Origin of the sequence: Microvirga rosea (genome assembly GCF_020595095.1) — a bacterium.
GTDB lineage: Bacteria > Pseudomonadota > Alphaproteobacteria > Rhizobiales > Beijerinckiaceae > Microvirga > Microvirga rosea.
The window spans coordinates 1-24,079 of record NZ_JAJDOP010000007.1 but is presented as its reverse complement, the minus strand read 5'-3'; the positions used below and the strand labels follow the sequence as shown (position 1 = coordinate 24,079).

Here is a 24,079-nt window from a genome sequence, read left to right as displayed (position 1 = left end):
CCTTTCATGCCGCAACTCTGCCTCGGGCGGATTCTCCGATTGATCGGGTTGGCATCCCTGATGCTGGCCACGGCAGCCCTGGATGTGGCGGCGCAGGCGCCGACGAGGGTCGTCTCCCTGAACCTGTGCGCCGATCAGCTCCTTCTGGCGCTGGCTGACCGGAACCAGATCGCGTCCTTGAGCCCGCTGGCGCGCGATCCCTCCATTTCCTTCCTTCACAAAGAGGCCGAGCAGCTGCCGATCAACAACGGCAAAGGCGAGGCGATCCTGTTCAGCGGCGCCGATCTGGTGCTGGCCGGATCTTTCGGCCAGCAGAGCCGCACGGCCTTGCTGCGCCGCCAAGGCCTTGAGGTCCTGGCTCTCTCCCCTTGGGGCAGTCTGGCGCAAGGGCGCGAGCAGATCAGGACTGTCGCCGGTCGCCTGGGTCATCCCGAGAGGGGGGAGGCCCTGATCGCGGCAATCGACGCGGCATTCGAGCGAACGAAGAATCGCGTCCCGGGCCGGCACAGCATTTTGACCTATTACCGACGCGGCTGGGTGCCGGCGTCCGATTCCCTCATCAGCGAGCTTTTGAAACATGCCGGCTTCTCCCTGCATCAGGATGTGCTCGGTCTTCGCCGGGGCGGGGTCGCGCGGCTGGAGAGCATCGTCGAGAATCCGCCCGATTATCTGCTGATGGACGATGATGCGGGAAAGACGGTCGATAACGGTTCGACCCTGCTGAGCCATCCGGCCCTCGCGCAGGCCGTTCCTCCTTCCCGGCGTCTTCTCGTCCCCGGCATGCTGACGATCTGCGGTGGCCCCTCGACGCCTGATCTCATCGACAGGCTGGGCGCTGAGATCAGAGCCAGAGTGCGCTGATCAGAGACCGTCCCGGGCGATGCGCAGGATTTGATCGGTGTCGAGATGATGGTCCAGATGGTCGGCAAGGGCGTCGAGGATCCGCTCCACCTCCGCTTCATAATAAAAGCTTCCCGTCGCAGCCTCGGGATGAAGGCTCGTCAGAAACGCCTGTCGGAAGGCGTCTGTCGCGAACAGGCCATGAAGATAGGTGCCGAAGACGCGGCCATCGGGTGAGACGGCCCCGTCGGGAAGCCCTTCCACTTCGAAGGGAGCCCGAACCGTATCCGCGCCGGATGTCCGCCCCAGGTGAATTTCATAGGCCGACAGGTCAAGTCCGCTCGGCAGGTGCCGGGCTTGGACGGGCCGCACGGTTTTGTCCGTTGTCAGGATTGTTTCCACATCAAGCAGGCCCAGGCCCGGAACGATGCTCGGCTCACCCTCGATTCCCTCGGGATCGGAAATGCTGCGCCCGAGCATCTGGTAGCCCCCGCAAAGGCCGACAACCTTGCCGCCATGGCGCAGATGCGCCGCAAGATCGATATCCCAGCCCTGCTTCCGAAAGAACGCGAGATCCGCCATCGTCGCCTTCGAGCCGGGAATCACGATGAGGTCCGCATCAGCCGGAAGCGGGGTTCCGGGCGGGACCATCGTCAGATCGACCGTGGGTTCAAGCTTGAGGGGATCAAGGTCGTCGAAATTGGCGATCCGCGGCAGGATGGGAACCGCCACTTTCAGGGTCGCGTCGGTTTTCGTCCCGGAGGTCAGATCGAGAGCATCCTCGGCCGGCAGCATGTGAGCGTCCTTGAACCAGGGGACGACTCCGAGGGTCGGCCAACCGGTCATGGTCGCGATGGTGGCAAGGCCCTCTTCGAACAGGCTGACGTCGCCACGGAACTTGTTGATCAGAAAACCGCGCACGAGCCCCTGGTCGTCCGGGCTCAGAACTGCATGCGTTCCGACGAGACTGGCGATGACGCCACCCCTGTCGATGTCACCGGCCAGGAGAACGGGAACGCGCGCCGCCGAAGCAAAACCCATATTGGCGATGTCGCCTTTGCGCAGGTTGGTTTCTGCCGGGCTTCCGGCGCCCTCGACGATGATCAGATCTGCGTCCCGGCTCAGATGCTCGAAGCTGGAGAGCACCGCTGGAAGGAGGCTTCCTCTCTCGCGGAAGGCCGATGCTTCGAGACGGCCATAGCGCTTTCCCTGAACGATGATCTGAGAGCGGCGGTCGGATTCCGGCTTGAGAAGGACAGGATTCATATGAACGGTTGCCGGAACACCGGCGGCGCGAGCCTGCAGGGCCTGCGCCCGTCCGATCTCGCCTCCGTCAACGGCGGCGGCGTTGTTCGACATGTTCTGCGGTTTGAAGGGGCGAACGCGAAGGCCGCGCCGTGCGAAGAGGCGGCACAGCCCGGCGACCAGCAGGGACTTTCCCACATTCGAGCCGGTGCCCTGGACCATGATGGCGGGAGTTCGCGCGCTCATGCGAAGGTCAGGTGCAAGGAGGGGGCAGGCTTCAGGAGAATCGGACATCCCGCCGCCACGAGGATAACGGCATCGCAGATTTCCGCGATCCGCTGATTCAGGCGCCCCTGGGCATCGCGGAACCGGCGTCCCAGTGCTGTGTCCGGCACGATGCCTTGGCCGACTTCGTTGGACACCAGGATGATCGGACCTGCCGCCGTCTTGATTGTCAGGGCCAGCCTGTCCGTTTCGTCATCCGTGTCTTTCCCCGCAAGCATCAGGTTCGACAGCCAGAGCGTCAGACAATCGACGAGGATCACCCGATCCGCCCCAGCCGCTTCGGCGACGGCCTCCGAAAGTTCAAAGGGGGCCTCGAGAGTTCGCCATCTTTCATCGCGTTCGGACTGATGACGGCAGATGCGCTCTCGCATCTCATCGTCGAAGGCCTGGGCGGTCGCGATATAGAGCAAGGGTTTGCCCGTGCTCTCGGCGAGACCTTGCGCCGTGCGGCTCTTGCCTGAGCGGGCCCCGCCCAGAACCAAAGCTCTGCGATGAACAGTCATGAGGGTATGTCCGAAAGAGGGCGGGACGGCTAGTTGGCGAGCCGATCGAGCGGGAAGGCCATGTGCACGCAGAGCCCTTCACGTCGCCATTCCCGCTCAAGGGTGCCGCCGAGCTGGCCCGTAATGCTTCTCTGGGTCAGTTGGCTTCCGAAGCCCTCGAAGGTGGGGGCCTCTTCAATGGGAGGGCCATGGGTTTCGGTCCATTCCAGCGCTGCCATGTCGTCTTCTTGCGCCCACCGCACGCTGAGCCGACCTTCAGGCTCTGAAAGACACCCGTGTTTGAGCGCGTTGGTGGCCAGCTCGTGGAACACGAGCGCAAGCGCGGTCGTCGTGTTGGACCCGACCCGAATGTCCGGGCCTTCAAGGACGATACCGTCGCCATGAGTTTCCTTAAAGGGGGCCAGCACCGCCTCGATCAGTTGACCGAGAGCAATATCCCCGCCTTTTCGGTCCTTTTCACTGGAGGGCGGCTGCACAAGTTCGTGGGCACGGGACAAAGCACCCAGGCGGCCCCGCAAGGCGGTTGCCATCTCTTTAGGATCCTTGGCCCCGCGGGCCGTGAGCGAGACCATGCCGTTGGCGATGGCGAAAAGATTCTTGACGCGATGGTTCAATTCCCGCGTCAAAAGATGCTGGCCTTCTTCAAGCGCATGCTGACGGGTGTTGTCATTCAGGACGCCGGAGAGACGGACGGCCCGCCGATCGGCTCCTTCGCCGACGAAATAGGCTTTTCCTCGGGCCCGGATCCAGCGCACTTCCCCGTCCGGCAGCGGAATACGATATTCCAGCTGATAATAGCCGTCGGCCCTCGCATCCGTCGCTGCGGCGATCCCCTTACGCATCGCTTCTCGATCATCGGCGTGGATCAGCGCGATAATATCCTCCAGATCCATTCCCTTGGCCCGATCCGGGGGAATCTGCATGAGACCGCAGGTCGCCGCGTCGAAGACCGCGGTATTGGTTGCAAGGTCGATGCTCCAGGTTCCGAGGCGGGCCGCCTGCAGAGCGAGGCGATGCTGCTCCTCCAGCTGGGCAAGGGCGTCCTCGGCTCTCTTCTGGGCGTCGATATTGGTGCAGGTGCCGAACCAGCGGGTGATTCGACCATCCGGGTCGCGATGAGCCAAGCCGCGGCTCAGCATCCAGCAATAGGCTCCGTCCGCCCGGCGGAGGCGGTATTGCGCTTCATATTGCGCACCGTCCTGGAGGGCTTGGCGCCATCGAACGTCGACGTGAGGGCGGTCTTCCGGATGAACGGCACTTTTCCATCCGTCGCCCCGGCATTGCTCCGCCGTCATTCCAGTCAGGTTGTACCAACGTCGATTGAAATAGTCGTGGTATCCGTCCGGGCCGGTAAACCAGACGAGCTGCGGCAAACGTTCCGCCAGAAGCACGAGCTGGTCATCATTATCTTTTAATACCACCCAGATCCCCTCGTGTTGGGCCCTCATTCATCCCTACTATGGTCATTGTTGTAGGCGTTTTTGAACCTGACAACCCCTATCACAAGAGCCCTGTTGCTAATCTGACACATTCGCGGCTCCGGTTCATTCAATAAGGTTAAGCAACCCGCGCCTCTGGCGGTTGAGCCCTTTAGCCCTTAGATGCAGGGCTGCATCCGATCCAACGAGACATCCGCTCCGAGGCTGGCTTCGCTGTTCATGAACGACATGAGACCTATCCCGGCTCCTCCTCCGGAAATAACTTCTGCTGAAGCTCTTCATCCGAAAGAGCGGCGCTCGCGCCGTTTCGCCTGGATCGGAATGGTCGGCAGCCTGCTCCTGTTCGGCGCCTCGCTTGTCGTTCTCTGGCACATCGTATCCGGGATTGACGTCAACGAGCTGAGATCCGCCTTCACCGCCGCCAGCCTGAGGCAGATCGGTCTCGCCATTCTGTTCACGGCCGTCAGCTATAGCCTGCTGACATGTTACGATGCCATCGCCCTTCGCCAGCTCAAGCTGCATATTCCTTACCGAACAACCGCTTTGGCGTCCTTTACAAGCTATGCGGTGAGCTTCACCTTGGGTTTTCCGCTCCTGACGGCAGGAACGGTGCGGTACTGGATCTACTCCTCAAAAGGGATCAGCGCAGGGCGGGTGGCGAGCCTCACCGTCATTGCCGGCGTGACCTTCTGGTTAGGGATGGCGCTTGTCCTGGCCTCGAGCATGATCCGGCAGGCCGATGAGGTGGCGAGCCTCATCTACACGAACATCTGGATCAATCAGCTCGTAGGACTTGTGGCCGCCGCCCTTGTGGTGGCTTACCTCGTCTGGGTTTCCATCAAGAGAAGGGCCGTCAAGATCCAGGGCTGGCGCCTCGATCTTCCGGGGTTTCGCCTGACCGTCGCTCAGATGCTGATCGGCGCGGTCGATGTCTGCGCCGGGGCCGCCGTCCTGTTCGTCCTCCTTCCGGGCGGTCACAACATCAGCTTCGAAACATTCGTCGCCATCTATATCTTTGCCGTCATGCTGGGCGTGGCGAGCCATGCTCCCGGCGGATTGGGTGTTTTCGAGGCAACGATTCTGCTCGCGCTGTCGAGCTATCCGCGAGAGCCCATCCTCGGGGCTCTCCTGCTTTATCGGCTGTGCTACTACCTCGTGCCGTTCGTCGTCGCCCTGGCGTTTCTCGGCGCCTATGAAATCCGGAACAGGATTCGCTCCATGCGCGGCAAGTTCAAGCCCGAAGAAGACGATGAACCTATTCTCGAGAAGTGAAACCTTGCGGGTGACTTCCAGAACCTTTTCCCATAGATAGAGCGCGTCGTCCTGCCGAGTTGATCATGAGCGAACCCGAGACAAGGGAGCCTTCCGGGCGTCGCAGGCTGCAGCCGGAGCGCAGTGCCGCTTTGAGCGCGGGCCTCATTGTCGCTCTGGTCATGATGGTTGCCGCTGCCGTTCGAGGCTACGGGGATGGTTGGCTCCTTGCGATCGCCGCCGTGGCCGTAGTCTTCGCGAGCGTTGCGGCGGGGCAGTCGCGCTCGTCGAGACATGTCGAGCGCCTGGAAACGAAGGAAGCGCGGCGCTCCAGTGTGGCCGAGGCCATTCTCGCCCATATCCCGGATCCCGTCATTCTGGTGGATCAGCGCTCCTTGATCGTCGAGGCCAACGAGGCCGCCCGGGTTTTGCTCCCGGGATTGAAAGTCGACCACCCGTTATCTTTCGCGCTGCGCAGCCCGGATGTTCTGGACGGCATCGATGACGTTCTGACCCACGGTGAACCGCTCAAGGTCGAATACGCGGAGCGCGTTCCGACGGAGAGGACCTTTGAGGTCCATATCGGTCTGCTCCGCGGGAGCCCGTCCGATCTCGGGGGACGTCCGGGAATCGTTCTTTTCTTCAGGGATCTCACGTCGACCCGCCGTCTTGAGGCCATGCGGGCCGATTTCGTGGCAAATGCCAGCCATGAGCTGCGCACGCCCCTTGCATCCCTGCTCGGTTTCGTCGAGACCCTCCAGGGGCCTGCCCGCAACGATCCCACGGCGCGTGAGCGTTTTCTCGAGATCATGCGCGGGCAGGCGCAGCGCATGAAGCGGCTGATCGACGATCTTCTGTCCTTGTCCCGGATCGAGATGAGAGCTCATGTGCCGCCGACCGAGAGCATCGATCTCAGGTCGATCACCGCGCATATGATCGAGACGCTTTCACCGCTTGCCAAAGATCGCAACGCGGTCATTCAGGCCCACCTGCCGGAGCAGCCGCTTTCCGTACGGGGGGATCGGGACGAACTGCTCAGGGTCCTCGAGAACCTGATCGAGAATGCAGTGAAGTATGGGGAAAGCGGCGGCAAGGTCGATGTGGAGCTGGTCCGTACTCGGGCTCCTGACGGCCGGCCTCGGGCCACGTTGAGTGTTCGGGATTACGGCCCCGGAATCGGGCCCGAGGACCTGCCGCGCCTGACCGAGCGCTTTTATAGGGTGGACGCTGCAGCAAGCCGTGAGAAAGGCGGAACCGGCCTTGGTCTGGCGATCGTCAAGCACATCGTGAACCGCCACCGCGGACGTCTGGATATCACGAGCGAGCTAGGGGAAGGGGCATGCTTCACGGTGACATTGCCGGCCTGCGAGGACGAGGTCACGATCCCGAATAAGTGATGCGTGCCGGTTGACCTCCGATCCTCCGATGGACGGTCTGGTGCTCGATCATGTCGCGAATCCGTGCCGCGAGATTGTCCACCGCAAACGGTTTGGTGATCATCTCCATGCCGTGACCGAGAAAGCCCGAAGCAAGAGCGGTATTCTCCGCATACCCCGTGATGAAAAGAACTTTCAGATCAGGCCGTTGCTCTCGCGCTGCGTCTGCGAGATCGCGTCCGTTCATGCCGGGCAGGCCGACATCCGTGATCAAGAGATCGATGTGGTGAATGGATTTGAGGCACTGCAACCCTGTGGGACCGTCACAAGCCTCCAGGGCCTGGTACCCGAGATCCGCCAGCACGTCGACGATCAGGCTGCGAACGGTCGCGTCGTCCTCCACCACGAGAACGACTTCGCCCGCGCCGGATTTCCGCTGCCCCGCATCATCGGGGGAAGCCTCGTCCTTTATGCCTCCCGTATAACGGGGAAGGTAAATCTTGACCGTCGTTCCCTTGCCGACTTCCGAGGTGATGCGGACATGTCCTTCGGACTGCTTCGCAAATCCATAGATCATCGACAGACCAAGGCCCGTTCCCTGGCCGAGAGGCTTTGTGGTGAAGAAGGGATCGAAGGCACGCATCCTGACCTCGGGCGGCATGCCGATGCCCGTGTCGGTGACGCAGAGCGCTATGTATTGTCCTGGAGAAATGTCGCGCTGTGCTGCCACCTCGTCGTCATCCAGGCCGACATTGGAGGTTTCGATCGTCAGCTTTCCGCCCTCCGGCATGGCGTCGCGGGCGTTGATGACGAGATTGAGAAGCGCGTTCTCCAGCTGATTGGGATCGCAGCGCGTCAGCCACAAGCCGGAATCTGTTTTCAGGTTCAGGCTGATGCTCTCGCCGGTGGTCCGGTGCAGAAGGTCCTCCATGGACTTCACGAGCTGATTGACGTTGACCGGTCGCGGGTCCAGCGGCTGACGGCGCGCGAAGGCCAGCAGGCGATGCGTTAATGAAGCAGCTTTATTGGCGGATGTCGTCGCCGCATCGGCGTATCGTGTGATGTGTTCGTAACGGCCTTGTCCGAGGCGGGTCTTCAGGAGATCGAGGGATCCGATGATGCCGGTGAGAAGATTGTTGAAGTCATGGGCAATTCCCCCTGTCAGCTGCCCGATCGCTTCCATCTTCTGGCTTTGCCTGAGTTGTTCCTCGAGTTCCTTGCGCCCTGTGATGTCGCGTCCTGCAGCGTAGAAGACGTCGCCCTCGGCGATGCTGGTCCAGTTATACCAGCGATAGCTTCCGTCATGCGCCCGGATGCGCAGGTCTGTCTCCACCATGTCGGTGTGGCGGAGGCGGTCGAACTCGCTCTTGGCTCTCTCCACGTCTTCGGGATGCACGAGGTCGAGACATGATCGTCCGATCAGTTCCTGAGCCGCGTAACCAAGGGCCTCCGTCCAGGCAGGATTGACACTCTGATAGTAGCCGTCAAAACCGCAGATGCAGAAGAGGTCCCGGGAAACGCGCCAAATGGAGTTCAACTCCCGCGTCCGCTGCTCAATCTTTGCCTCGAGGGCATCCGCGGCCAGGCGGGCTTCCGTGATATCGATGTTGCAGCCGACATAGCCGAGGAACTGCCCCATGGTGTCGCGCCGCGGGACGCCTTCGCATCGCAGCCACCGGAGTCGGCCCTGCCGATCCCAGACACGGACCTCGGCCTGAAAAGGCGTCTGTGTCTGATAGGCGCGCATGAATGCGCCGGTAAGCTGCTCGCCATCTTCCTCGTAGATGACCTTCCGCCATTCGCCCCGATGAATGCCCTCGAGAGTAAGACCGAGCTCCTTCTCGTAGCGCTTGTTGACGAAGGTCAGCTTGGCTTCGGCATCCGTGGCCCAGATCAGCGCGGGGGCGCTGTCGGCCATGAGGCGGAACCGGGCCTCGCTCTCACGCAGGGCTTCTTCGGTGTGCTTGCGCTCGGTCACATCGACCACCGCGCCGGGAAAGCGCAGCGGCTTGCCGTCCTCGTCGTAGAGGCATTCCCCCTGGCCGATCACCCATCTCAGGGTTCCGTCCTGTTGAATGAGCCGGTATTCCTGGGAGAATTTCTCGCCCGTCGCAATGCTGTGTTCCGTCGCCGCCATCACCCGCGCGACATCGTCCGGGTGAATTCGGCTCTTGAAGTTGCGCCTGGACGTTCCTTGGGCCGCTAGATCAGGATCGACTGAAAACATGTCCGCGAACTTGGCATCGGCGTAGATGGTGTCGGACGGAATATGCCAGTCCCAGGTGCCGACCATTCCGGCGGCGTCAAGGGCATAGAGAAGCCGCTCCTTGCTGATACGCAGCGCCTCTTCCGCTTCCTTGCGGTCCGTGATGTCCTGGACTGCACCGATGAAACGAACGCGCTTCCCGTCGGCATCATGGATGAACTTGGCCTTTCGGCTGATCCACCGCAGCTCCCCGGTATCGCGCCGAACGATCCTGTATTCGACCGAGGGCTGCGCTAGGCCGTTTCCTCTCGTCTCGGGACGAGAAATGATATCTTTGTCCTCCGGCAGGACAAGGCATTCGACGGCTGACGAGGACAGAACATCGGATGGCGGAAGGCCATAGATCCGGCAGAATTCCGGCGTGACGCTCAGCTGATTGCTGGCCATGTCGAGATCGAACATCCCAATCCCGCCCGCTTCCTGGGCAAGGCGCAGCTGCTCGTCCCGCTCCTCAAGGGCATTCTGCGTCCGAACGCGCTGGGTGGTTTCCACCACGACGGCAAGAACCCCCGCCGGACGATGGGTTTCATCCAGAACCGGGCTATAGTCCAGGTCCATCCAGACGTCTTCCGGGACGCCATTGCGATAAAGGACCAGGTGCTGGTCCTGAAAGGACAGAGTTTCTCCCCGCAGCCCGGTTTCCATCACCCTGCGGTTGAAGTCGGCGACTTCAGGCCACCCTTCAAGCACCTTGGAACCGAGAAGCCGTGGATGCCGGCCTGCCGCAAAGGTCGAGTAGGCATCATTGTACAGCATGACGCCATCGGGCCCCCAGAGCATGACCATGGGGACCGGCGTTTGCAAGATGACGTTCAAGGCCGTCTTGAGGCTTTGAGGCCAGGAGTGGATCGGGCCGAGGCTCGTCCGTGACCAGTCGAACGATCTGATGAGGGCTCCGGTTTGTCCCCCGCCCACAGGGAAGGCCTGCGGCATCAGGACCTCTGTTTCGTCATGTGACCCGTTAACCCCAAGCATGATGTCAGATCTACCGCCCAAGCCTCAGGTTGTATCTAGGCAAGACGCTCCGGGTTCAACTCCTGGGTGGACAAAGCATTTCTGCCCGCATTTCCCCTTCGTGCGCAACGCATCCTTGTTGCTCTCGGGGCGTTGTCACGGGACTGTCATCCAACTGTCTTAGACCCGTAACGGGGAGGCCATAGCTGTCCGGCGCGGCCAAGACTTGTCCTCAAAGGCAAGGTGCCGCGCTTGTATGAACAAGGAGACGTCTCGTGAAGTTCCTGTCCTTCGCCTTTGCGGCTGGCCTTGCCGCCGTTAGCCTCGCGACGCCGGCCGCTGCCGCCGATATCACCGGCGCAGGCGCAACTTTCCCCTTCCCGGTCTATGCGAAATGGGCCGAGGCCTATAAGAAAGAGACCGGAAACGGCCTGAATTATCAGTCGATCGGCTCCGGTGGCGGCATCAAGCAAATTCAGGCCAAGACCGTGGATTTCGGCGCAACCGATGCTCCCATGAAGGGAGAGGATCTCGAAAAGCACGGCCTTCTGCAGTTCCCGACCGTCATGGGCGGCGTGGTCCCGGTCGTCAACGTTCCGGGCGTCACCGCCGGCCAATTGAAGCTCACGGGCGAAATCCTGGCCGATATTTTCCAGGGTAAGATCGCCAAGTGGAGCGACGCCCGCATTGCCAAGCTCAATGAGGGCGTGAAGCTTCCCGACGCGGCCATCACCCCGGTCTATCGTTCCGATGCGTCCGGCACGACGAATGTCTTCACCACCTACCTGTCGCAGGTTTCCGCTTCTTGGAAGGCGGATCTGGGAGCGAACACCAGCGTGAGCTGGCCGGTCGGCCAGGGCGGGAAGGGCAACGAGGGTGTTGCGGCCACCGTCAAGCAGGTTCCGAATTCCATCGGCTACGTGGAATACGCCTACGCCAAGCAGAACAATATCCCGTACACGCTTCTGCAGAACAAGGCCGGCAAGTTCCCGGCCCCGGCCGACAAGGCATTCCAGGCCGCTGCCGCCAACGCGAACTGGAGCGCCGCTCCGGGCTTCGGCATCTCCCTGACCGATCAGGCCGGCGATGAAGCTTGGCCGATCACGGCTCCGACCTTCATCCTCGTCTACAAGGCTCCCGAGAAGCCGGAGCAGACCGCTGAAGTTCTGAAGTTCTTCGATTGGGCCTACAAGAGCGGCGACAAGCTCGCGAGCGATCTCGACTATGTTCCGCTCCCGGACAACGTCGTCGCCATGATCCAGGCCGCCTGGACGAAGGACATCAAGGACAAGTCGGGTCAGCCCCTCTTCAAGAAGTAAGTGGCTGACACTCTCTCGAAATCGGAGTACGGCGGATGGTTGCTTTGTCTGAACGGATGTCCATCTCGACCATGCAGACGACCCGCCGTGCCCCAAAATCGTTATCCGATGCGGTTTTCCGCTGGGCCAGTTTTTCTTCCGCCTTGCTCGTTCTGATCGTCCTGGCCGGCATTCTCGGCTCCATGGTTTACGGGGGCTGGCCGGCCTTCCGGGAATTCGGCCTGGGCTTCGTGACCTCCAGCGTTTGGAATGTCGGCAAGGAGGAATTCGGAGCCTGGGTGGCGATTGCCGGAACGTTGACGTCGGCCGTGATCGCCCTCGTGATCGGTGTGCCGATTTCCATCGGCATCGCCATCTTCCTCACGCAGCTTTGCCCACCTTGGCTGAAGCGGCCCGTGGCGACGACGGTCGAGCTTCTCGCCGCCGTGCCCAGCATCATCTACGGCATGTGGGGCCTCTTCGTTTTCGCTCCTTTGTTTGCCCGGTTCATCCAGGTGCCGGTCTCCAACCTCGTCGAAGGGCTGCCCATCGTCGGCACGGTTCTCTATGCGCGGGTTCCGTCGGGGGTCGGCCTCCTGACCGCCGGCATTATTCTGGCGATCATGATCATTCCGTTCATCGCGTCGATCACCCGGGATATTCTCGATCAAATTCCGACAATTCTCCGCGAAAGTGCCTACGGCATCGGCTGCACGACCTGGGAAGTCGTTCGCCATGTGCTCCTGCCGCAATCGGGTGTCAGCATCATCGGAGCGATCATGCTGGGCCTGGGGCGAGCGCTCGGCGAGACCATGGCGGTAACCTTCGTGATCGGCAACGCCAACCGTCTGTCCCTCTCTCTTTTCGATCCGAGTTCGACGATCGCGTCCCGGATCGCGAACGAGTTCAACGAAGCTTCTGATCTGCATCTGAGTGCTCTCATCGCCCTCGGTTGTATCCTGTTCCTGGTCACGTTTGCCGTTCTCGTCCTCGCGCGTCTCCTGATTGCGCGGGTCCGCACCCAATGAGAGGACAATGATGAGCGAAATCTCTCATGATGACCGGCAGGCGAGCGCGCCGGCCTGGGGCCGTGTGCGGAGAAGCCGCCGGCTTGCCGACCGGACGCTCAAGATCGTATGCACCGTATTTACGGCTCTTGGCGCATCCGTGCTCGGCTGGATTCTGTTGATGCTGCTCTATGAGGGCGGCACTGCACTTTCCCTCGATGTCTTTACGCATGTGACCCCCGGTCCAGGGACCGAGGGTGGCGGCATCGCCAATGCCATCGTAGGCAGCCTTATCCTGACCATGTTGGGAATCGTGGTCGCGACGCCGATCGGTGTTCTGGCCGGAACGTATCTGGCGGAGTACGGAAAAGGCTCCAAGCTCGCCGAGGTCATCCGCTTCGTGAACGATGTCCTCCTCGCCGCCCCGAGCATTCTGATCGGCCTCTTCGTCTACACGTTCATGGTTCCGCCCCTTGGCGGCTATTCCGGGTGGGCGGGCGGCGTCGCTCTCGCCATCATCGCAATTCCGGTGATCGTGCGGACGACGGAGGACATGTTGCGCCTCGTGCCCGGTTCCCTGCGTGAAGCAGGCGCTGCCCTGGGCGCACCCATGTCGACCGTTATTGTTCACGTCAGCTGGCGGGCTGCCCGCGCCGGCATGGTCACGGGCATCCTGCTCGCAACGGCTCGTATCGCGGGTGAGACGGCACCGCTGCTGTTCACGGCGCTCAACAACAATTTCTGGTTCAAGCCGAACCTGATGGGGGGCGTCTCCAACCTGCCCGTCATGATCTATCAGTTCGCGCTCGCCCCATACGAAAACTGGCGCTCCCTCGCTTGGGCGGGAGCCCTGATCATCACGCTTTCCATCCTGGCGCTGTCCGTCGTGGCGCGTCTGTTGTTGAAGAAGGATCATGCCCGATGACTTCGATCGCTGTCACCGCGAGCAACGCGATCGGGAATGCGGCGGCTGCCGATATCCATGCCCCGATCCGCATCTCCGTCCGGAATCTGAACTTCTTCTATGGCGATTTTCGAAGCCTGAAGGATATTTCCCTCGATTTCTGCGACCGGCAGGTCACGGCCCTCATCGGGCCTTCAGGCTGCGGCAAGTCAACCCTGCTGCGGACCTTCAATCGCATCTACAGCCTGTATCCGGAGCAGCGGGCACAAGGAGAGATCCTTCTCGATGGGCAGAACATCCTCTCTCCATCCGTGGATGTGAACGAGCTTCGGGCCCGCGTCGGCATGGTGTTCCAGAAGCCGACGCCATTTCCCATGTCGATCTACGACAATATCTCTTTCGGCATCCGCCTGTATGAAAAGCTGTCCAAGGCCGATCTCGATAACCGCATCGAAGAGGCTCTTCGGAAAGCCGCTCTTTGGGATGAGGTGAAGGACAAGCTGCGCCAATCCGGAATGGGCCTTTCGGGAGGTCAGCAGCAGCGGCTGTGCATCGCCCGGACGATCGCTCAACGGCCGGAGGTGATCCTGCTCGATGAGCCGACATCCGCTTTGGATCCGATTTCCACCGGGAAAATCGAGGAACTCATCGAGCAGCTCCGCTCCGAGTTCACGATCGTCATCGTGACGCACAACATGCAGCAGGCGGCTCGCATCTCCCAGTTTACGGCGTTCATGTATCTGGGAGAGCTCGTCGAGTTCGGGCCGACCAACAAGATGTTCATGACGCCGAACAAGAAACAAACACAAGATTACATCACGGGCCGCTTCGGCTGACCCTTCAAGGAGGCCTTTCCATGGCGGAGCATATCGTCAGCTCCTATGACAATGACTTGCAGAGCCTCCGGCGCCGGATCTCTGAGATGGGCGGCATCGCGGAGAAGATGCTCGTCGACGCCATTGCGGCTCTGGTGCGGGGCGATCTGCCGCTGGCGCAAACCGTTATCTCGTCCGACAGCCGGCTGGATCTGCTCCAGCGGGAAGTGGAGGAGAATGCCATTCTGACGATTGCGCGGCGCCAGCCTCTTGCAGTCGATCTTCGCGAGACGATCTCCGCCATTCGCGTCTCCGGCAACGTCGAGCGTATCGGTGACCTGGCGAAGAACATTGCCAAGCGTGCCCTGGCCATCGGAGGTCCCTTCCAGGCGCACAAGATCGTTGTGGGCGTTCAGAATATGAGCGATCTGGTTTTGGGCCAGCTCAAGGATGTCCTCGATGCCTATGCGCAGCAGGATACGGTGCGCGCTCTCGATGTGTGGCAGCGCGACGGAGCGATCGATGCGCTCTACACATCGCTCTTCCGTGAGCTTCTCACCTACATGATGGAAGATCCGCGGAACATCTCGTTCTGTACTCACCTTCTGTTCTGCGCAAAGAACATCGAACGCATCGGCGATCACACCACCAACATCGCCGAGACTGTCTATTATCTGGTCAGCGGCGAAACATTGGCGATCGACCGGCCGAAGAACGACCGCTCCATCGACGTCACGAAGGCCGGAGCTTGATGCATGGGGCCGCGTGTTCTGATTGTCGAGGATGAGGAGCCCCTGACACTTCTTCTTCGGTATAATCTCGAAGCCGAGGGCTATGAGGTTGATGCGGTCGGGAGAGGCGACGAGGCCGAGATCAGGCTGCGTGAACAGGTGCCGGATCTGGTTCTTCTCGATTGGATGCTGCCGGGCCTGTCAGGTATCGAACTCTGCAGGCGCATCCGTATTCGCCCCGAAACGGAACGCATGCCGATTATCATGCTCACCGCAAGGGGCGAGGAGGGCGACCGCATTCGGGGGCTCTCGACCGGGGCGGACGATTATATCGTCAAGCCCTTCTCGGTTCCCGAGCTTCTGGCGCGCGTCCGCGCGCTCCTACGCCGGACGAAGCCGACGCATATCGCGACGCTTCTGACAGCCGGCGACATGGAGCTGGATCGCGAAACCCATCGGGTGCGCCGCAGTGGCAAGGAACTCCATCTCGGGCCGACCGAGTTCCGTCTCTTGGAGTTCCTGATGACGAGCCCCGGCCGGGTCTTCACGCGCGAGCACCTGCTCAATGCCGTGTGGGGACATGATGTCTATATCGATGAACGCACCGTCGATGTTCACGTGGGACGGTTGCGGAAAGCGATCAAGATCCCGCACAAGCCCGATCCCATCAGGACTGTGCGCGGAACCGGTTATTCGTTCGATGAGACTTTCTCTCGCGACGATTAGGAATCTTCTTCGGTTCTTCCAATAAAAAAGGCAGGCCTTTGGGCCTGCCTTGACGTTTGTACGGTTGTGCCTTCTAGGCGCGTGCCAGCTTGCGCTCCCGCTTGCGGTCAGCCACCGGCTGATACGCAACACGAGCGTGATGAGCGCAGTAGGGCAGTCCAGTCACGGAACGAGCCCCGCAGAAGCGGAATTCCGGCTTCGTTGGGTCGCCCATGGGCCAGCGGCACATGGATTCGCGCAAGTCCATGATGGTTACGCGTTCCGACATCGGGATCGCTACGTCGTCCTCAGCCATCGTCTCGACTTCCTCTTCCGCTACCGGCGGACGGGGAATGGGTGCAATGACCACATTGTTCCGATTTTGCGGCGCAATAGGGGCCGGAGCGCTGGGAGCGCGGGCGGCTTTGCGGGGGCGCTGCGCGGCAGGAGTGGCTGCCTTGTCCTTGGCCCGTCCGGACAGGCCGAGGCGATGAACCTTCCCGATCACCGCATTCCGGGTCACATTGCCAAGCTCAGCCGCGATCTGGCTCGCGCTCAAGCCGTCGGCCCAGAGCTTCTTCAGAAGCTCGACCCTTTCGTCGGTCCAGGTTGCACCCGCATCTATCATTTTTATATTGCCTCCTCCGGGGCGCCTATACCCAGGGTCGAATCCCTCATGCATCGCGGACAGATTGAAAAGTCCGGCCGCGTTGTGAGGGTCTCTCCTGAAGGTGAAAGCCGCCGCTCGAATGCGTAATCGACAGCTTCGAAGTTACTAGATCGGTGGACTCCGGCGCAAGAGTCCCCGGACAGGCTCCGTCGTTTTCCCCAGGGATCTCCTTTGGGATGGAATTACATCTGTGATGGCTGAGTTCATTTCTCTTGAATTGACAGGGTCTCCGGTCTGATTAGAATCCAGCTGCTGCCGTCCCTGTTGGGGCGGCGCTTTCTTTTTCCGGCCTAGGTGCGACCTTTTGGTGCGGCCCTAAGCCTTCCGAGCGGAGAACGATCCCGTGACGTCGCCATTGTTGCCGACCTATGCCCGTGCCGATGTTTCCTTTGAAAGAGGAGAGGGCCCCTGGCTCTTCGGCCGAGATGGCGAGCGATATCTCGACTTCGGGGCCGGAATTGCCGTCAACGCCCTCGGTCACGCCCATCCGCACCTGGTTAAGGCCTTGACGGATCAGGCGTCCAAGCTCTGGCACACCTCGAACCTGTTCCAGATTCCAGAGGGTGAACGGCTGGCCCGGCGGCTTGTGGACAACACTTTCGCGGATGTGGTTTTCTTTTCCAATTCCGGTGCCGAGGCCAATGAGGCCGCCATTAAGATGGCTCGGAAATACCACTCGGCGACAGGGCATCCGGAGCGGTTTCGCATCATCACCTTCGAAGGCGCGTTCCACGGCCGGACGCTCGCCACCATCGCGGCAGGGGGACAGGCCAAGTATCTGGAAGGGTTCGGACCGAAGGTCGAAGGCTTTGACCAAGTTCCCTTCGGTGATCTTGAGGCCCTCAAGGCGGCTATCGGGCCGGAAACGGCAGCGCTGATGATCGAGCCGATCCAGGGAGAAGGGGGGGTGCGTGTGGTGCCCAACGCCTTCATCCGGGCCCTGCGAGACCTGGCCGATGAACACGGCCTCCTGCTGATTTTCGACGAGATTCAGACCGGCGTCGGCCGCACCGGGAAGCTTTTCGCCTATGAATGGACCGGAATAACGCCCGACATCATGACGGTCGCAAAAGGGATCGGCGGCGGCTTTCCGCTGGGTGCCTGCCTGGCCACCGCTGAAGCCTCCCAAGGAATGACCCTGGGAACTCACGGCACCACGTTCGGGGGCAATCCGCTGGCCATGGCTGTAGGCAACGCGGTTCTTGATGTCGTTCTCGAGCCCGGGTTCCTGCAGCGGGTGGAGCAGATGGGGCTTCTCATGAAGCAGCGGCTCGCCGAACTTATGGACCGTCACCCGAGCGTGATCGCAGAAGTGCGTGGCCAAGGGCTCATGATGGGCGTGCGGACCCAAGTCCCCAATACGCAATTCATCACGGCAGCCCGAAAAGAGAAGCTCATTCTCATCGGTGCCGGTGACAATGTTGCGCGTATCTTGCCGCCTCTGATCATCTCCGAAGGAGATATTGCAGAAGCCATGAACCGCCTGGATGCCGCCTGCGCGGCCATCGAAGCCGAGCTCGCTGGTGTTGCTCGGCAAGGAGCCGCCGAATGAAGACCCGTCACTTCCTCGATCTCAGCGATTTGTCGGGGGCCGAGATCCGTCATGTGTTGAGCACCGGAGCCGCCATCAAGGCTAAACGCCGTCGTGGCGAGCGGGCCAAGGATCGTCCTCTCGAGGGCAAGGTCCTGGCGATGGTGTTCGACAAGCCGTCCACCCGGACCCGCGTGTCCTTCGACGTCGGCATGCGGGAACTCGGCGGCGAGACGCTGATGCTGACCGGTAAGGAAATGCAGCTGGGGCGTGGCGAAACCATTGCCGATACGGCTCGGGTTCTGTCGCGCTATGTGGACGCGATCATGATCCGCACCCTCGACCATGCGATGGTGACGGAACTCGCGCAGAACGCCTCCATTCCAGTCATCAACGGCCTGACGAAGATGACCCATCCCTGCCAGATCATGGCTGATGTGATGACCTTCGAGGAGCATCGCGGGCCTATCAAAGGGCGAACGATCGCGTGGTCCGGAGATGCCAACAATGTGCTGGCATCCTGGGTGCATGCGGCGGCGAAGCTCGATTTCAAGCTTCGTGTCGCGTCTCCGCCGGAACTTGCGCCCCGTCCGGAGCTTTTGTCCTGGGCCAAGAAAGAAGGAGCGGACATCGTGGTCACGACCGATGCTTTCGAAGCCGCTGAAGGAGCCCATGCGATTGTCACGGATTGCTGGGTTTCCATGGGGGACGAGGATGAATTCCGGCGTCACAACCTCCTCAAGCCCTACCAAGTCAACAGGAAACTCATGAGCGTAGCCGACAAGGACGCGGTCTTCATGCACTGTCTTCCTGCGCATCGCGGCGAGGAAGTAACGGACGAGATCATGGACGGGCCGCAATCGGTCGTCTTCGATGAGGCCGAAAATCGCCTGCACGCCCAGAAGGGCATTCTCGCCTGGTGTCTGGGAGCGGCCGGCGAATGACGGCTGCTCCTTTCGAAGGCGCGGATGACGTCGTCCTGCCGTTTGCAGTTGAGCCGCTCGACGTGCGTGGGCGGATCGTTCGCCTCGGCCCGTCCATCGACACGATTTTGATGCGTCACGGTTACCCCGATGCCGTCGCACGAGTCATCGGCGAGGCTGCGGCTCTCACGGTCATGCTCGGCTCCTCCCTCAAGTTCGAGGGTCGCTTTCAGCTGCAAACGAAGACCGACGGCGCCATCGAGATGGTCGTGGTGGATTTTGACGCTCCCGATCGCCTGAGGGCAACCGCACGTTTCGATAAGGACAAGATCGAAGCGCTGCGTTCATCCACAACCCGAACCGGAGATCTTCTCGGCTCTGGCTATCTGGCAATGACCATCGACAGAGGGTCTGATCGCAATCGCTATCAGGGTGTGGTGGCGCTTGAAGGGCAGGGGTTCGAAGAAGCCGCGCACCAGTATTTTCGCCAGTCCGAACAAATTCCGACCCGTGTTCGTCTTGCGGTGGCGGAGCAGTTCGAGGAGGGACGGCACACGTATCGAGCCGGGGGGCTGATGATCCAGTTTCTGCCGACCTCCCCTGAACGGATGCGTCAGGCAGACCTTGACCCTGGCGATATTCCGGAAGGGCATCCTTCTCTGGAAATGACCACGGCCGGCGAGGACGATGCCTGGGTCGAGGCGAAGGCTCTCGTCGAGACGGTAGAGGATCATGAGCTTGTAGATCCGGCCGTGTCGAGCGAGCGCTTATTGTACCGCCTTTTCCACGAACGTGGCGTGCGTGTGTTCGAAGGTCAGGGCGTGCATGAGGAGTGTCGCTGCTCCGAAGAGCGCATCATGTCGATGATGCGTCGCTTCTCGCCCGAGGATCGCCGCGACATGGTGGGTGACAACGGACGGATCGGGATCACCTGTGAGTTTTGCTCCCGCTTCTATGATCTCGATCCTGCAAATGTCGAGGCGGAGATCGCCAAAGCCGAGCCCTGAGGCAGGCGGCTTTGGGCTAGCTCTGCGTGCAAATACTTGCGAGGCGACGCAGGAAGGCCTCGCCCGCCTCGAGTTGTTCAAGCGTGATGTACTCATCCGGCTGATGCGCCTGATTGATGGAGCCGGGACCACAGACCACGGTTGGAATGCCCGCAGCTTGAAAATGTCCCGCTTCGGTTCCGAACGGAACGGTTTGAGTCTGGTTCCTTCCGACGAGGCGGAGCGCCAACGTTTCCGCGTCTGAGCCGGGGTCCGGTGCGAGGCCCGGAACCGCGACTTCAAGGTGCGTTTCGATGCGCCCGAAATTGCCGTGGCGGTTCATGCGCTTGAGGACGACATCATTGGCAAAGCGCTCGAGACGCGTTGGAATTTCTTGCGGGTCGAGGTCCGGAAGACCACGAAATTCCCACTGGAAACTGCATTCTTTCGCCAAGATATTGCGGGCTGTGCCGCCGGCCATCACGCCCACATGGACGGTCGTGTAGGGGGGATCGAAACGCCCGCTCTTATCGCCGCGCTCCACCATCTCGTCGGCGATGCGGTTGAGTTCGGAGACAAGGTCGGCGGCCGCCATGACGGCGCTTGCGCCCAAATAAGGCTTCGAGGAGTGAGCCTCGAAGCCATGAACCGTCGTCAGAAAGGTCACCACACTTTTATGAGCGTCGACGACCTCCATCAGGGTCGGCTCGCCAATGATGGCCGCCTTCGGCATCGGCAGCTCATGGCCCATGCGGCGAATGGTGTCGACGACCCCCAGGCACGTCGTCTCCTCATCATAGGAAAGCATGATGTTGATGGGCGTCTTCAGGCCCGCTGCCAGAAATTCCGGCACGAGCGCGAGGGCCAGGGCATCGAACGCCTTCATGTCCACGGCGCCGCGGCCGTATGCACGTCCGTTCTCGACACGGAGCGCGAAGGGATCCGATGTCCAGGCTTGGCCCGTCACCGGAACCACGTCCGTATGGCCGGAAAGAACGATCCCGTTCCGGTCCTTGGGGCCGACCGTGGCATAGAGCGCCGCCTTGTCACCTTTGTCATTGTGGACGCGAATAAACGGAACATCCCAGCTGCGCAGATAGTCTTCGACGAACGCGATGAGCGGAAGATTCGACTTGGAGCTCTCCGTGTCGAAGGCGACAAGTTTCGCGAGCATTTCAAGCGGCGTCAGCCGCTGACCTTTGGGAGACATGCAAACCTCAGTGAACCACGCGCTTCGTATGGGGAATGTCGAGGGAGAAGAGGGGAATCTCGGCGTTGAAGGTTTCGCCGCTGCTTGTCTCCATGACGTAGCAGCCCTGCATGGTGCCGCTCGGCGTTGTCAGAGGGCAGCCGCTGGTGTAGCTGTAGCTTTCCCCCGGCCCCAGAACAGGTTGCTCGCCGACCACTCCCGATCCGCGAACCTCCTGTATATGCCCCCGCTCATCAATGATCTTCCAGTAGCGAGCGCGTAGCTGCACGCGTTCCCCGCCCGTGTTGATGATCTCGACCGTATAGGCAAAGAAATAACGGTTGTCGGACGGCGAGGATTCCTCCGGCATGTAGCGAGGCGTCACGGTGACACTGATGCCGCGTGTTACGGCCTTGTACATTCAGCTCTCTCGAAGGCACCGCTTGGAAACGAAAGGAGCGGGAGCCGTGACCGTGGTAAGGCGGCTATCGGTCCTCGTCAATCGGGCTGTGAAAGATCCCGCGTCTTCCGGCCCGCTCGCGGCCCATCACGGCCGAAGGTCGACCGGTTGCCGCGTATCCGGCCTTATGGACCCGGTTTACCGTCTTAACGGTGTCGGCGGACGTATCCGGGATTGAGGCCGAACGGGTCTTTGAGAATTGTGCCGTATCCCTTAGAGATAAGGTCACGTTTCAGCAGGAGAGTGGGCCGGGGCCCGTCGGAGTGAAGATGGTTGCGTTACGAGACGGGATTCAATCGGCTGATGCTATTCGTCTGCTTGCGGAAGAGGGAGTGATCCGGCCGGAAACCCCTTTCGCCCCGGATCAGGTGCAGCCCGCGAGCCTGGATCTCAGGCTCGGGCGACGGGCCTATCGGGTGCGTGCAAGCTTTCTTCCGGGCCGTCATCATACCGTCAGCGACCGGCTCGCGCAGCTGAGCTTCCATGAAATCGATCTCAGCATTGGGGCGATCCTCGAAACGGGAAGCGTTTATATCGCGGAGCTGCAGGAAAGCCTCGCTCTTCCGCCCGGCCTCTCCGCTGCGGCAAACCCGAAGAGCTCGACGGGCCGCATCGACGTATTTACCCGCGTCATCACCGATCGCAGCCAGGAATTCGATACGATCGGGACGGGATACACCGGCCCGCTTTATGCGGAGATCTCGCCACGGACATTCCCGGTTCTGGTCCGGACGGGAACGCGCCTGTCGCAGCTGCGCCTGCGGAAGGGAGCTGTTCGGTTGAGCGACACCGATCTTCACGCTCTGCACGCCAGGGAGAAGATCGTTACGTCAGCCGAGCCCTCGATCCAGGACGGCGTGGCCGTCAGTGTGGATCTGGCGGGGTTTGGACCCGACAACCTCATCGGCTACCGGGCCAAACGTCATACGGGACTGGTCGATGTGGATAAGCCCGGATCCTGCCGTGTCGCGGATTTCTGGGAGCCTCTCTACGCCGACGCCAGCCGCACGCTCATTCTCGATCCAGGTCAGTTCTATATTCTTGCCTCGAAGGAGGCAGTTCATGTCCCGCCGGATTACGCGGCTGAAATGGTGCCCTTCGATCCGCTGGTAGGCGAGTTCCGGGTCCACTACGCAGGCTTTTTCGATCCAGGTTTCGGCCATGCCCCGGCAGGAGGGGAGGGGGCTCGCGCCGTGCTTGAAGTCCGCTCCCGCGACGTGCCGTTTATCCTGGAACACGGCCAGATCGTCGGGCGTCTCGTCTATGAGCGTATGGCCGAAAGGCCTCAAACACTTTATGGGGCTGGCGCGGGTTCCAATTACCAGGCGCAAGGCCTGAAGCTGTCGAAGCATTTCCGCTAAACGTCTCGCCGGCCGCCTCGTCAAGGGCGGCGAGTGAGCCACGTAACCGAAAGAAATGCTCCGATCCAGGAGCCAAAGGCGGCGAAGATGACGTAGGCCGCATGCTCCGTATAGCTGATGACGGCAAAGGCCGAGAGCAGATACCAGATCCCGCTCCAATTCGCCGCACGGATGCGTTTGCGAGCAACCACCGCGGCATTGAAGAAGACATAAGCTGCGTCTGTGGTTGCGGTGGCCAGCACAACGCCGCCGGCAACCAACGGATCGAGATCGAAATTCATCATCATCATCTCCCATGAGGCCGGCGCGGCAGGAATATCTGCAGGGAGATGCCCTTCAGGGCTGAGAAGACAATGGACAGGGGCGCCAACGCTTTGCTAAGTTCCCTTGCCGATACCGGTTCGCCAGAACGGCCATCGCGGGTGTAGTTCAGAGGTAGAACGTCAGCTTCCCAAGCTGAATGTCGAGGGTTCGATTCCCTTCGCCCGCTCCAATCCCCCCCGATCTTGGAAGCTTTCGCCTAAGCTTGGCCCGTACTGTAATTTTGCAGCATCAGGCTCTTGTATCAGGTGAGCCAATCCCCACATCCCTCATACGGGAAGGGGCTCAGGCCTCCATCCCGGTTCTCCTTGATCCTTTGCTTTTCATACGGCCTCAGCGGATCCGGACGGTTCCGAGTGCGCAAGTGCGAATTTTGCAAAGGAAGGGTGTTGACAATCGCGGCTATCGGAGAGATATCCGCGGCCCCGCCGGATTTCATCCTGGCGAGCTTCAATCTCAAATGACACGGGCACAGCCGAGTTCCTCGGAGCTCTGCTTTGCGGCCGTGTCGGACCAAGGCTTCTCGAAGTCCTGGTCCTGAGCACGAACCTTCGAACCGGCCCTGTGCCTGTCATCGAGGCTCCTCTGCGAAAATCGAGAAGTTATCGAGCAATCTTGATTGCTAGATACTAAGTAACCGCAAGAGTATATACTCTCTTGCGAACGGTGAAGCTTGTCTGAATACTGGAGGGGGTCTAAAAAATACTAGGTTCGACGAAAAAAAATCGAACTTAGTGTTGACACCAAAAAGGGTCTGCTGTAGACCAATGTTCATCGGCGGCGCGGCCAACACGGTCAGTGCCGAGGACCTCGGACCCGGACGGTTCGGTCGGATGAAAATCTGATCGAGATCTGAGGGGTCTCCAAGAGGTTCGAACGCATCATTCGATGCTGCTCTTTGACAAGTGAAGATGAGAGAGAGAAGCGTGGACGGCGGTGTCCTTGCGGGGTTGCTTTCGGGCAGCCTGAGAAGATACCGACCAAGTCTATGCTTTGGTGAGTACCACCGTTCAGTGGAA

At 60.9% G+C, this 24,079-nt stretch carries 21 protein-coding genes and 1 tRNA gene; 14 read left to right on the top strand and 8 right to left on the bottom strand.

Features of this window, described 5'->3' with window-relative positions; all coding sequences use genetic code 11:
* Window positions 1-6: 6 nt before the first annotated feature.
* Window positions 7-861: an ABC transporter substrate-binding protein gene (locus LJD17_RS17200; RefSeq protein WP_227385439.1), complete on the top strand. Its 855-nt coding sequence runs from the start codon at window positions 7-9 to the stop codon at window positions 859-861.
* On the opposite strand, the gene LJD17_RS17195 is transcribed toward LJD17_RS17200, so the two are convergent.
* Genes LJD17_RS17195 through LJD17_RS17185 form a run of 3 tightly spaced genes read right to left on the bottom strand, consistent with a single transcriptional unit; the run spans window position 862 to window position 4,294 of the window.
* On the bottom strand, window positions 862-2,331 hold the full coding sequence (locus LJD17_RS17195; RefSeq protein WP_227385438.1) for a cobyric acid synthase: 1,470 nt from the start codon (window positions 2,329-2,331) through the stop codon (window positions 862-864). It lies immediately after the preceding gene.
* Window positions 2,328-2,873, bottom strand: coding sequence for a bifunctional adenosylcobinamide kinase/adenosylcobinamide-phosphate guanylyltransferase (cobU, locus tag LJD17_RS17190; RefSeq protein ID WP_227385437.1), 546 nt, complete (start codon window positions 2,871-2,873; stop codon window positions 2,328-2,330). Before cobU ends, LJD17_RS17195 begins: the two co-directional genes overlap by 4 nt.
* Before the next feature lie 29 nt (window positions 2,874-2,902).
* Complete coding sequence (locus LJD17_RS17185) at window positions 2,903-4,294, bottom strand: sensor histidine kinase (protein WP_227385436.1); 1,392 nt, start codon at window positions 4,292-4,294, stop codon at window positions 2,903-2,905.
* A 237-nt stretch (window positions 4,295-4,531) separates the two neighbouring features.
* Between LJD17_RS17185 and LJD17_RS17180 the strand changes: the two genes are divergently transcribed.
* Window positions 4,532-5,584, top strand: coding sequence for a lysylphosphatidylglycerol synthase domain-containing protein (locus LJD17_RS17180; protein ID WP_227385435.1), 1,053 nt, complete (start codon window positions 4,532-4,534; stop codon window positions 5,582-5,584).
* Window positions 5,585-5,649: 65 nt separating this feature from the next.
* Window positions 5,650-6,960: an ATP-binding protein gene (locus tag LJD17_RS17175; RefSeq protein WP_227385434.1), complete on the top strand. Its 1,311-nt coding sequence runs from the start codon at window positions 5,650-5,652 to the stop codon at window positions 6,958-6,960.
* Here LJD17_RS17175 and LJD17_RS17170 read toward each other — a convergent pair.
* A complete protein-coding gene (locus LJD17_RS17170; RefSeq protein ID WP_227385433.1) occupies window positions 6,941-10,138 on the bottom strand; it encodes a PAS domain S-box protein in 3,198 nt (1,065 codons plus the stop codon). The genes LJD17_RS17175 and LJD17_RS17170 overlap by 20 nt on opposite strands.
* A 296-nt stretch (window positions 10,139-10,434) precedes the next feature.
* On the opposite strand from LJD17_RS17170, the gene pstS reads away from it, so the two are divergent.
* From pstS to phoB, 6 genes are read left to right on the top strand one after another with little or no spacing between them, the layout of a single operon-like run.
* Window positions 10,435-11,478: a phosphate ABC transporter substrate-binding protein PstS gene (gene pstS, locus LJD17_RS17165; RefSeq protein WP_227385432.1), complete on the top strand. Its 1,044-nt coding sequence runs from the start codon at window positions 10,435-10,437 to the stop codon at window positions 11,476-11,478.
* A 35-nt stretch (window positions 11,479-11,513) separates the two neighbouring features.
* A complete protein-coding gene (gene pstC, locus LJD17_RS17160) occupies window positions 11,514-12,485 on the top strand; it encodes a phosphate ABC transporter permease subunit PstC (protein ID WP_227385431.1) in 972 nt (323 codons plus the stop codon).
* 7 nt (window positions 12,486-12,492) lie between these two features.
* On the top strand, window positions 12,493-13,389 hold the full coding sequence (gene pstA / locus LJD17_RS17155) for a phosphate ABC transporter permease PstA (RefSeq protein WP_406600832.1): 897 nt from the start codon (window positions 12,493-12,495) through the stop codon (window positions 13,387-13,389).
* Window positions 13,386-14,204: a phosphate ABC transporter ATP-binding protein PstB gene (gene pstB, locus LJD17_RS17150; RefSeq protein WP_227385430.1), complete on the top strand. Its 819-nt coding sequence runs from the start codon at window positions 13,386-13,388 to the stop codon at window positions 14,202-14,204. Before pstA ends, pstB begins: the two co-directional genes overlap by 4 nt.
* Window positions 14,205-14,224: 20 nt before the next feature.
* Window positions 14,225-14,935: a phosphate signaling complex protein PhoU gene (phoU, locus tag LJD17_RS17145; protein ID WP_227385429.1), complete on the top strand. Its 711-nt coding sequence runs from the start codon at window positions 14,225-14,227 to the stop codon at window positions 14,933-14,935.
* A 3-nt stretch (window positions 14,936-14,938) separates the two neighbouring features.
* The gene (gene phoB / locus LJD17_RS17140) at window positions 14,939-15,640 is read left to right on the top strand and encodes a phosphate regulon transcriptional regulator PhoB (protein ID WP_227385428.1); all 702 of its coding nucleotides are present in this window, start codon (window positions 14,939-14,941) and stop codon (window positions 15,638-15,640) included.
* A 73-nt stretch (window positions 15,641-15,713) separates the two neighbouring features.
* Here phoB and LJD17_RS17135 read toward each other — a convergent pair whose 3' ends face one another.
* Window positions 15,714-16,247: a GcrA family cell cycle regulator gene (locus LJD17_RS17135; RefSeq protein WP_227385427.1), complete on the bottom strand. Its 534-nt coding sequence runs from the start codon at window positions 16,245-16,247 to the stop codon at window positions 15,714-15,716.
* A 385-nt stretch (window positions 16,248-16,632) separates the two neighbouring features.
* Between LJD17_RS17135 and LJD17_RS17130 the strand changes: the two genes are divergently transcribed.
* The 3 genes from LJD17_RS17130 to LJD17_RS17120 are packed head-to-tail and all read left to right on the top strand — an operon-like array spanning window position 16,633 to window position 19,750.
* The gene (locus LJD17_RS17130) at window positions 16,633-17,841 is read left to right on the top strand and encodes an aspartate aminotransferase family protein (RefSeq protein WP_227385426.1); all 1,209 of its coding nucleotides are present in this window, start codon (window positions 16,633-16,635) and stop codon (window positions 17,839-17,841) included.
* Window positions 17,838-18,764, top strand: coding sequence for an ornithine carbamoyltransferase (argF, locus tag LJD17_RS17125; RefSeq protein ID WP_227385425.1), 927 nt, complete (start codon window positions 17,838-17,840; stop codon window positions 18,762-18,764). The genes LJD17_RS17130 and argF overlap by 4 nt, the downstream gene beginning before the upstream one ends.
* Window positions 18,761-19,750 carry an Hsp33 family molecular chaperone gene (locus LJD17_RS17120; RefSeq protein WP_227385424.1) on the top strand — a complete coding sequence of 330 codons (990 nt, stop codon included), beginning with the start codon at window positions 18,761-18,763 and terminating at the stop codon, window positions 19,748-19,750. Before argF ends, LJD17_RS17120 begins: the two co-directional genes overlap by 4 nt.
* A 16-nt stretch (window positions 19,751-19,766) precedes the next feature.
* Here LJD17_RS17120 and argE read toward each other — a convergent pair whose 3' ends face one another.
* Both argE and apaG read right to left on the bottom strand, forming a co-directional pair.
* Window positions 19,767-20,939, bottom strand: coding sequence for an acetylornithine deacetylase (argE, locus tag LJD17_RS17115; RefSeq protein WP_227385423.1), 1,173 nt, complete (start codon window positions 20,937-20,939; stop codon window positions 19,767-19,769).
* Between the two features lie 7 nt (window positions 20,940-20,946).
* A complete protein-coding gene (gene apaG / locus LJD17_RS17110; protein ID WP_227385422.1) occupies window positions 20,947-21,339 on the bottom strand; it encodes a Co2+/Mg2+ efflux protein ApaG in 393 nt (130 codons plus the stop codon).
* 308 nt (window positions 21,340-21,647) lie between these two features.
* Between apaG and LJD17_RS17105 the strand changes: the two genes are divergently transcribed.
* A complete protein-coding gene (locus LJD17_RS17105; RefSeq protein WP_227385421.1) occupies window positions 21,648-22,739 on the top strand; it encodes a 2'-deoxycytidine 5'-triphosphate deaminase in 1,092 nt (363 codons plus the stop codon).
* A gap of 20 nt (window positions 22,740-22,759) precedes the next feature.
* On the opposite strand, the gene LJD17_RS17100 is transcribed toward LJD17_RS17105, so the two are convergent.
* Window positions 22,760-23,023, bottom strand: a complete 264-nt coding sequence (locus tag LJD17_RS17100; protein WP_227385420.1) for a hypothetical protein — start codon at window positions 23,021-23,023, stop codon at window positions 22,760-22,762.
* A gap of 134 nt (window positions 23,024-23,157) precedes the next feature.
* Between LJD17_RS17100 and LJD17_RS17095 the strand changes: the two genes are divergently transcribed.
* Window positions 23,158-23,232: transfer RNA gene (locus LJD17_RS17095), tRNA-Gly, on the top strand.
* Window positions 23,233-24,079: the final 847 nt, after the last annotated feature.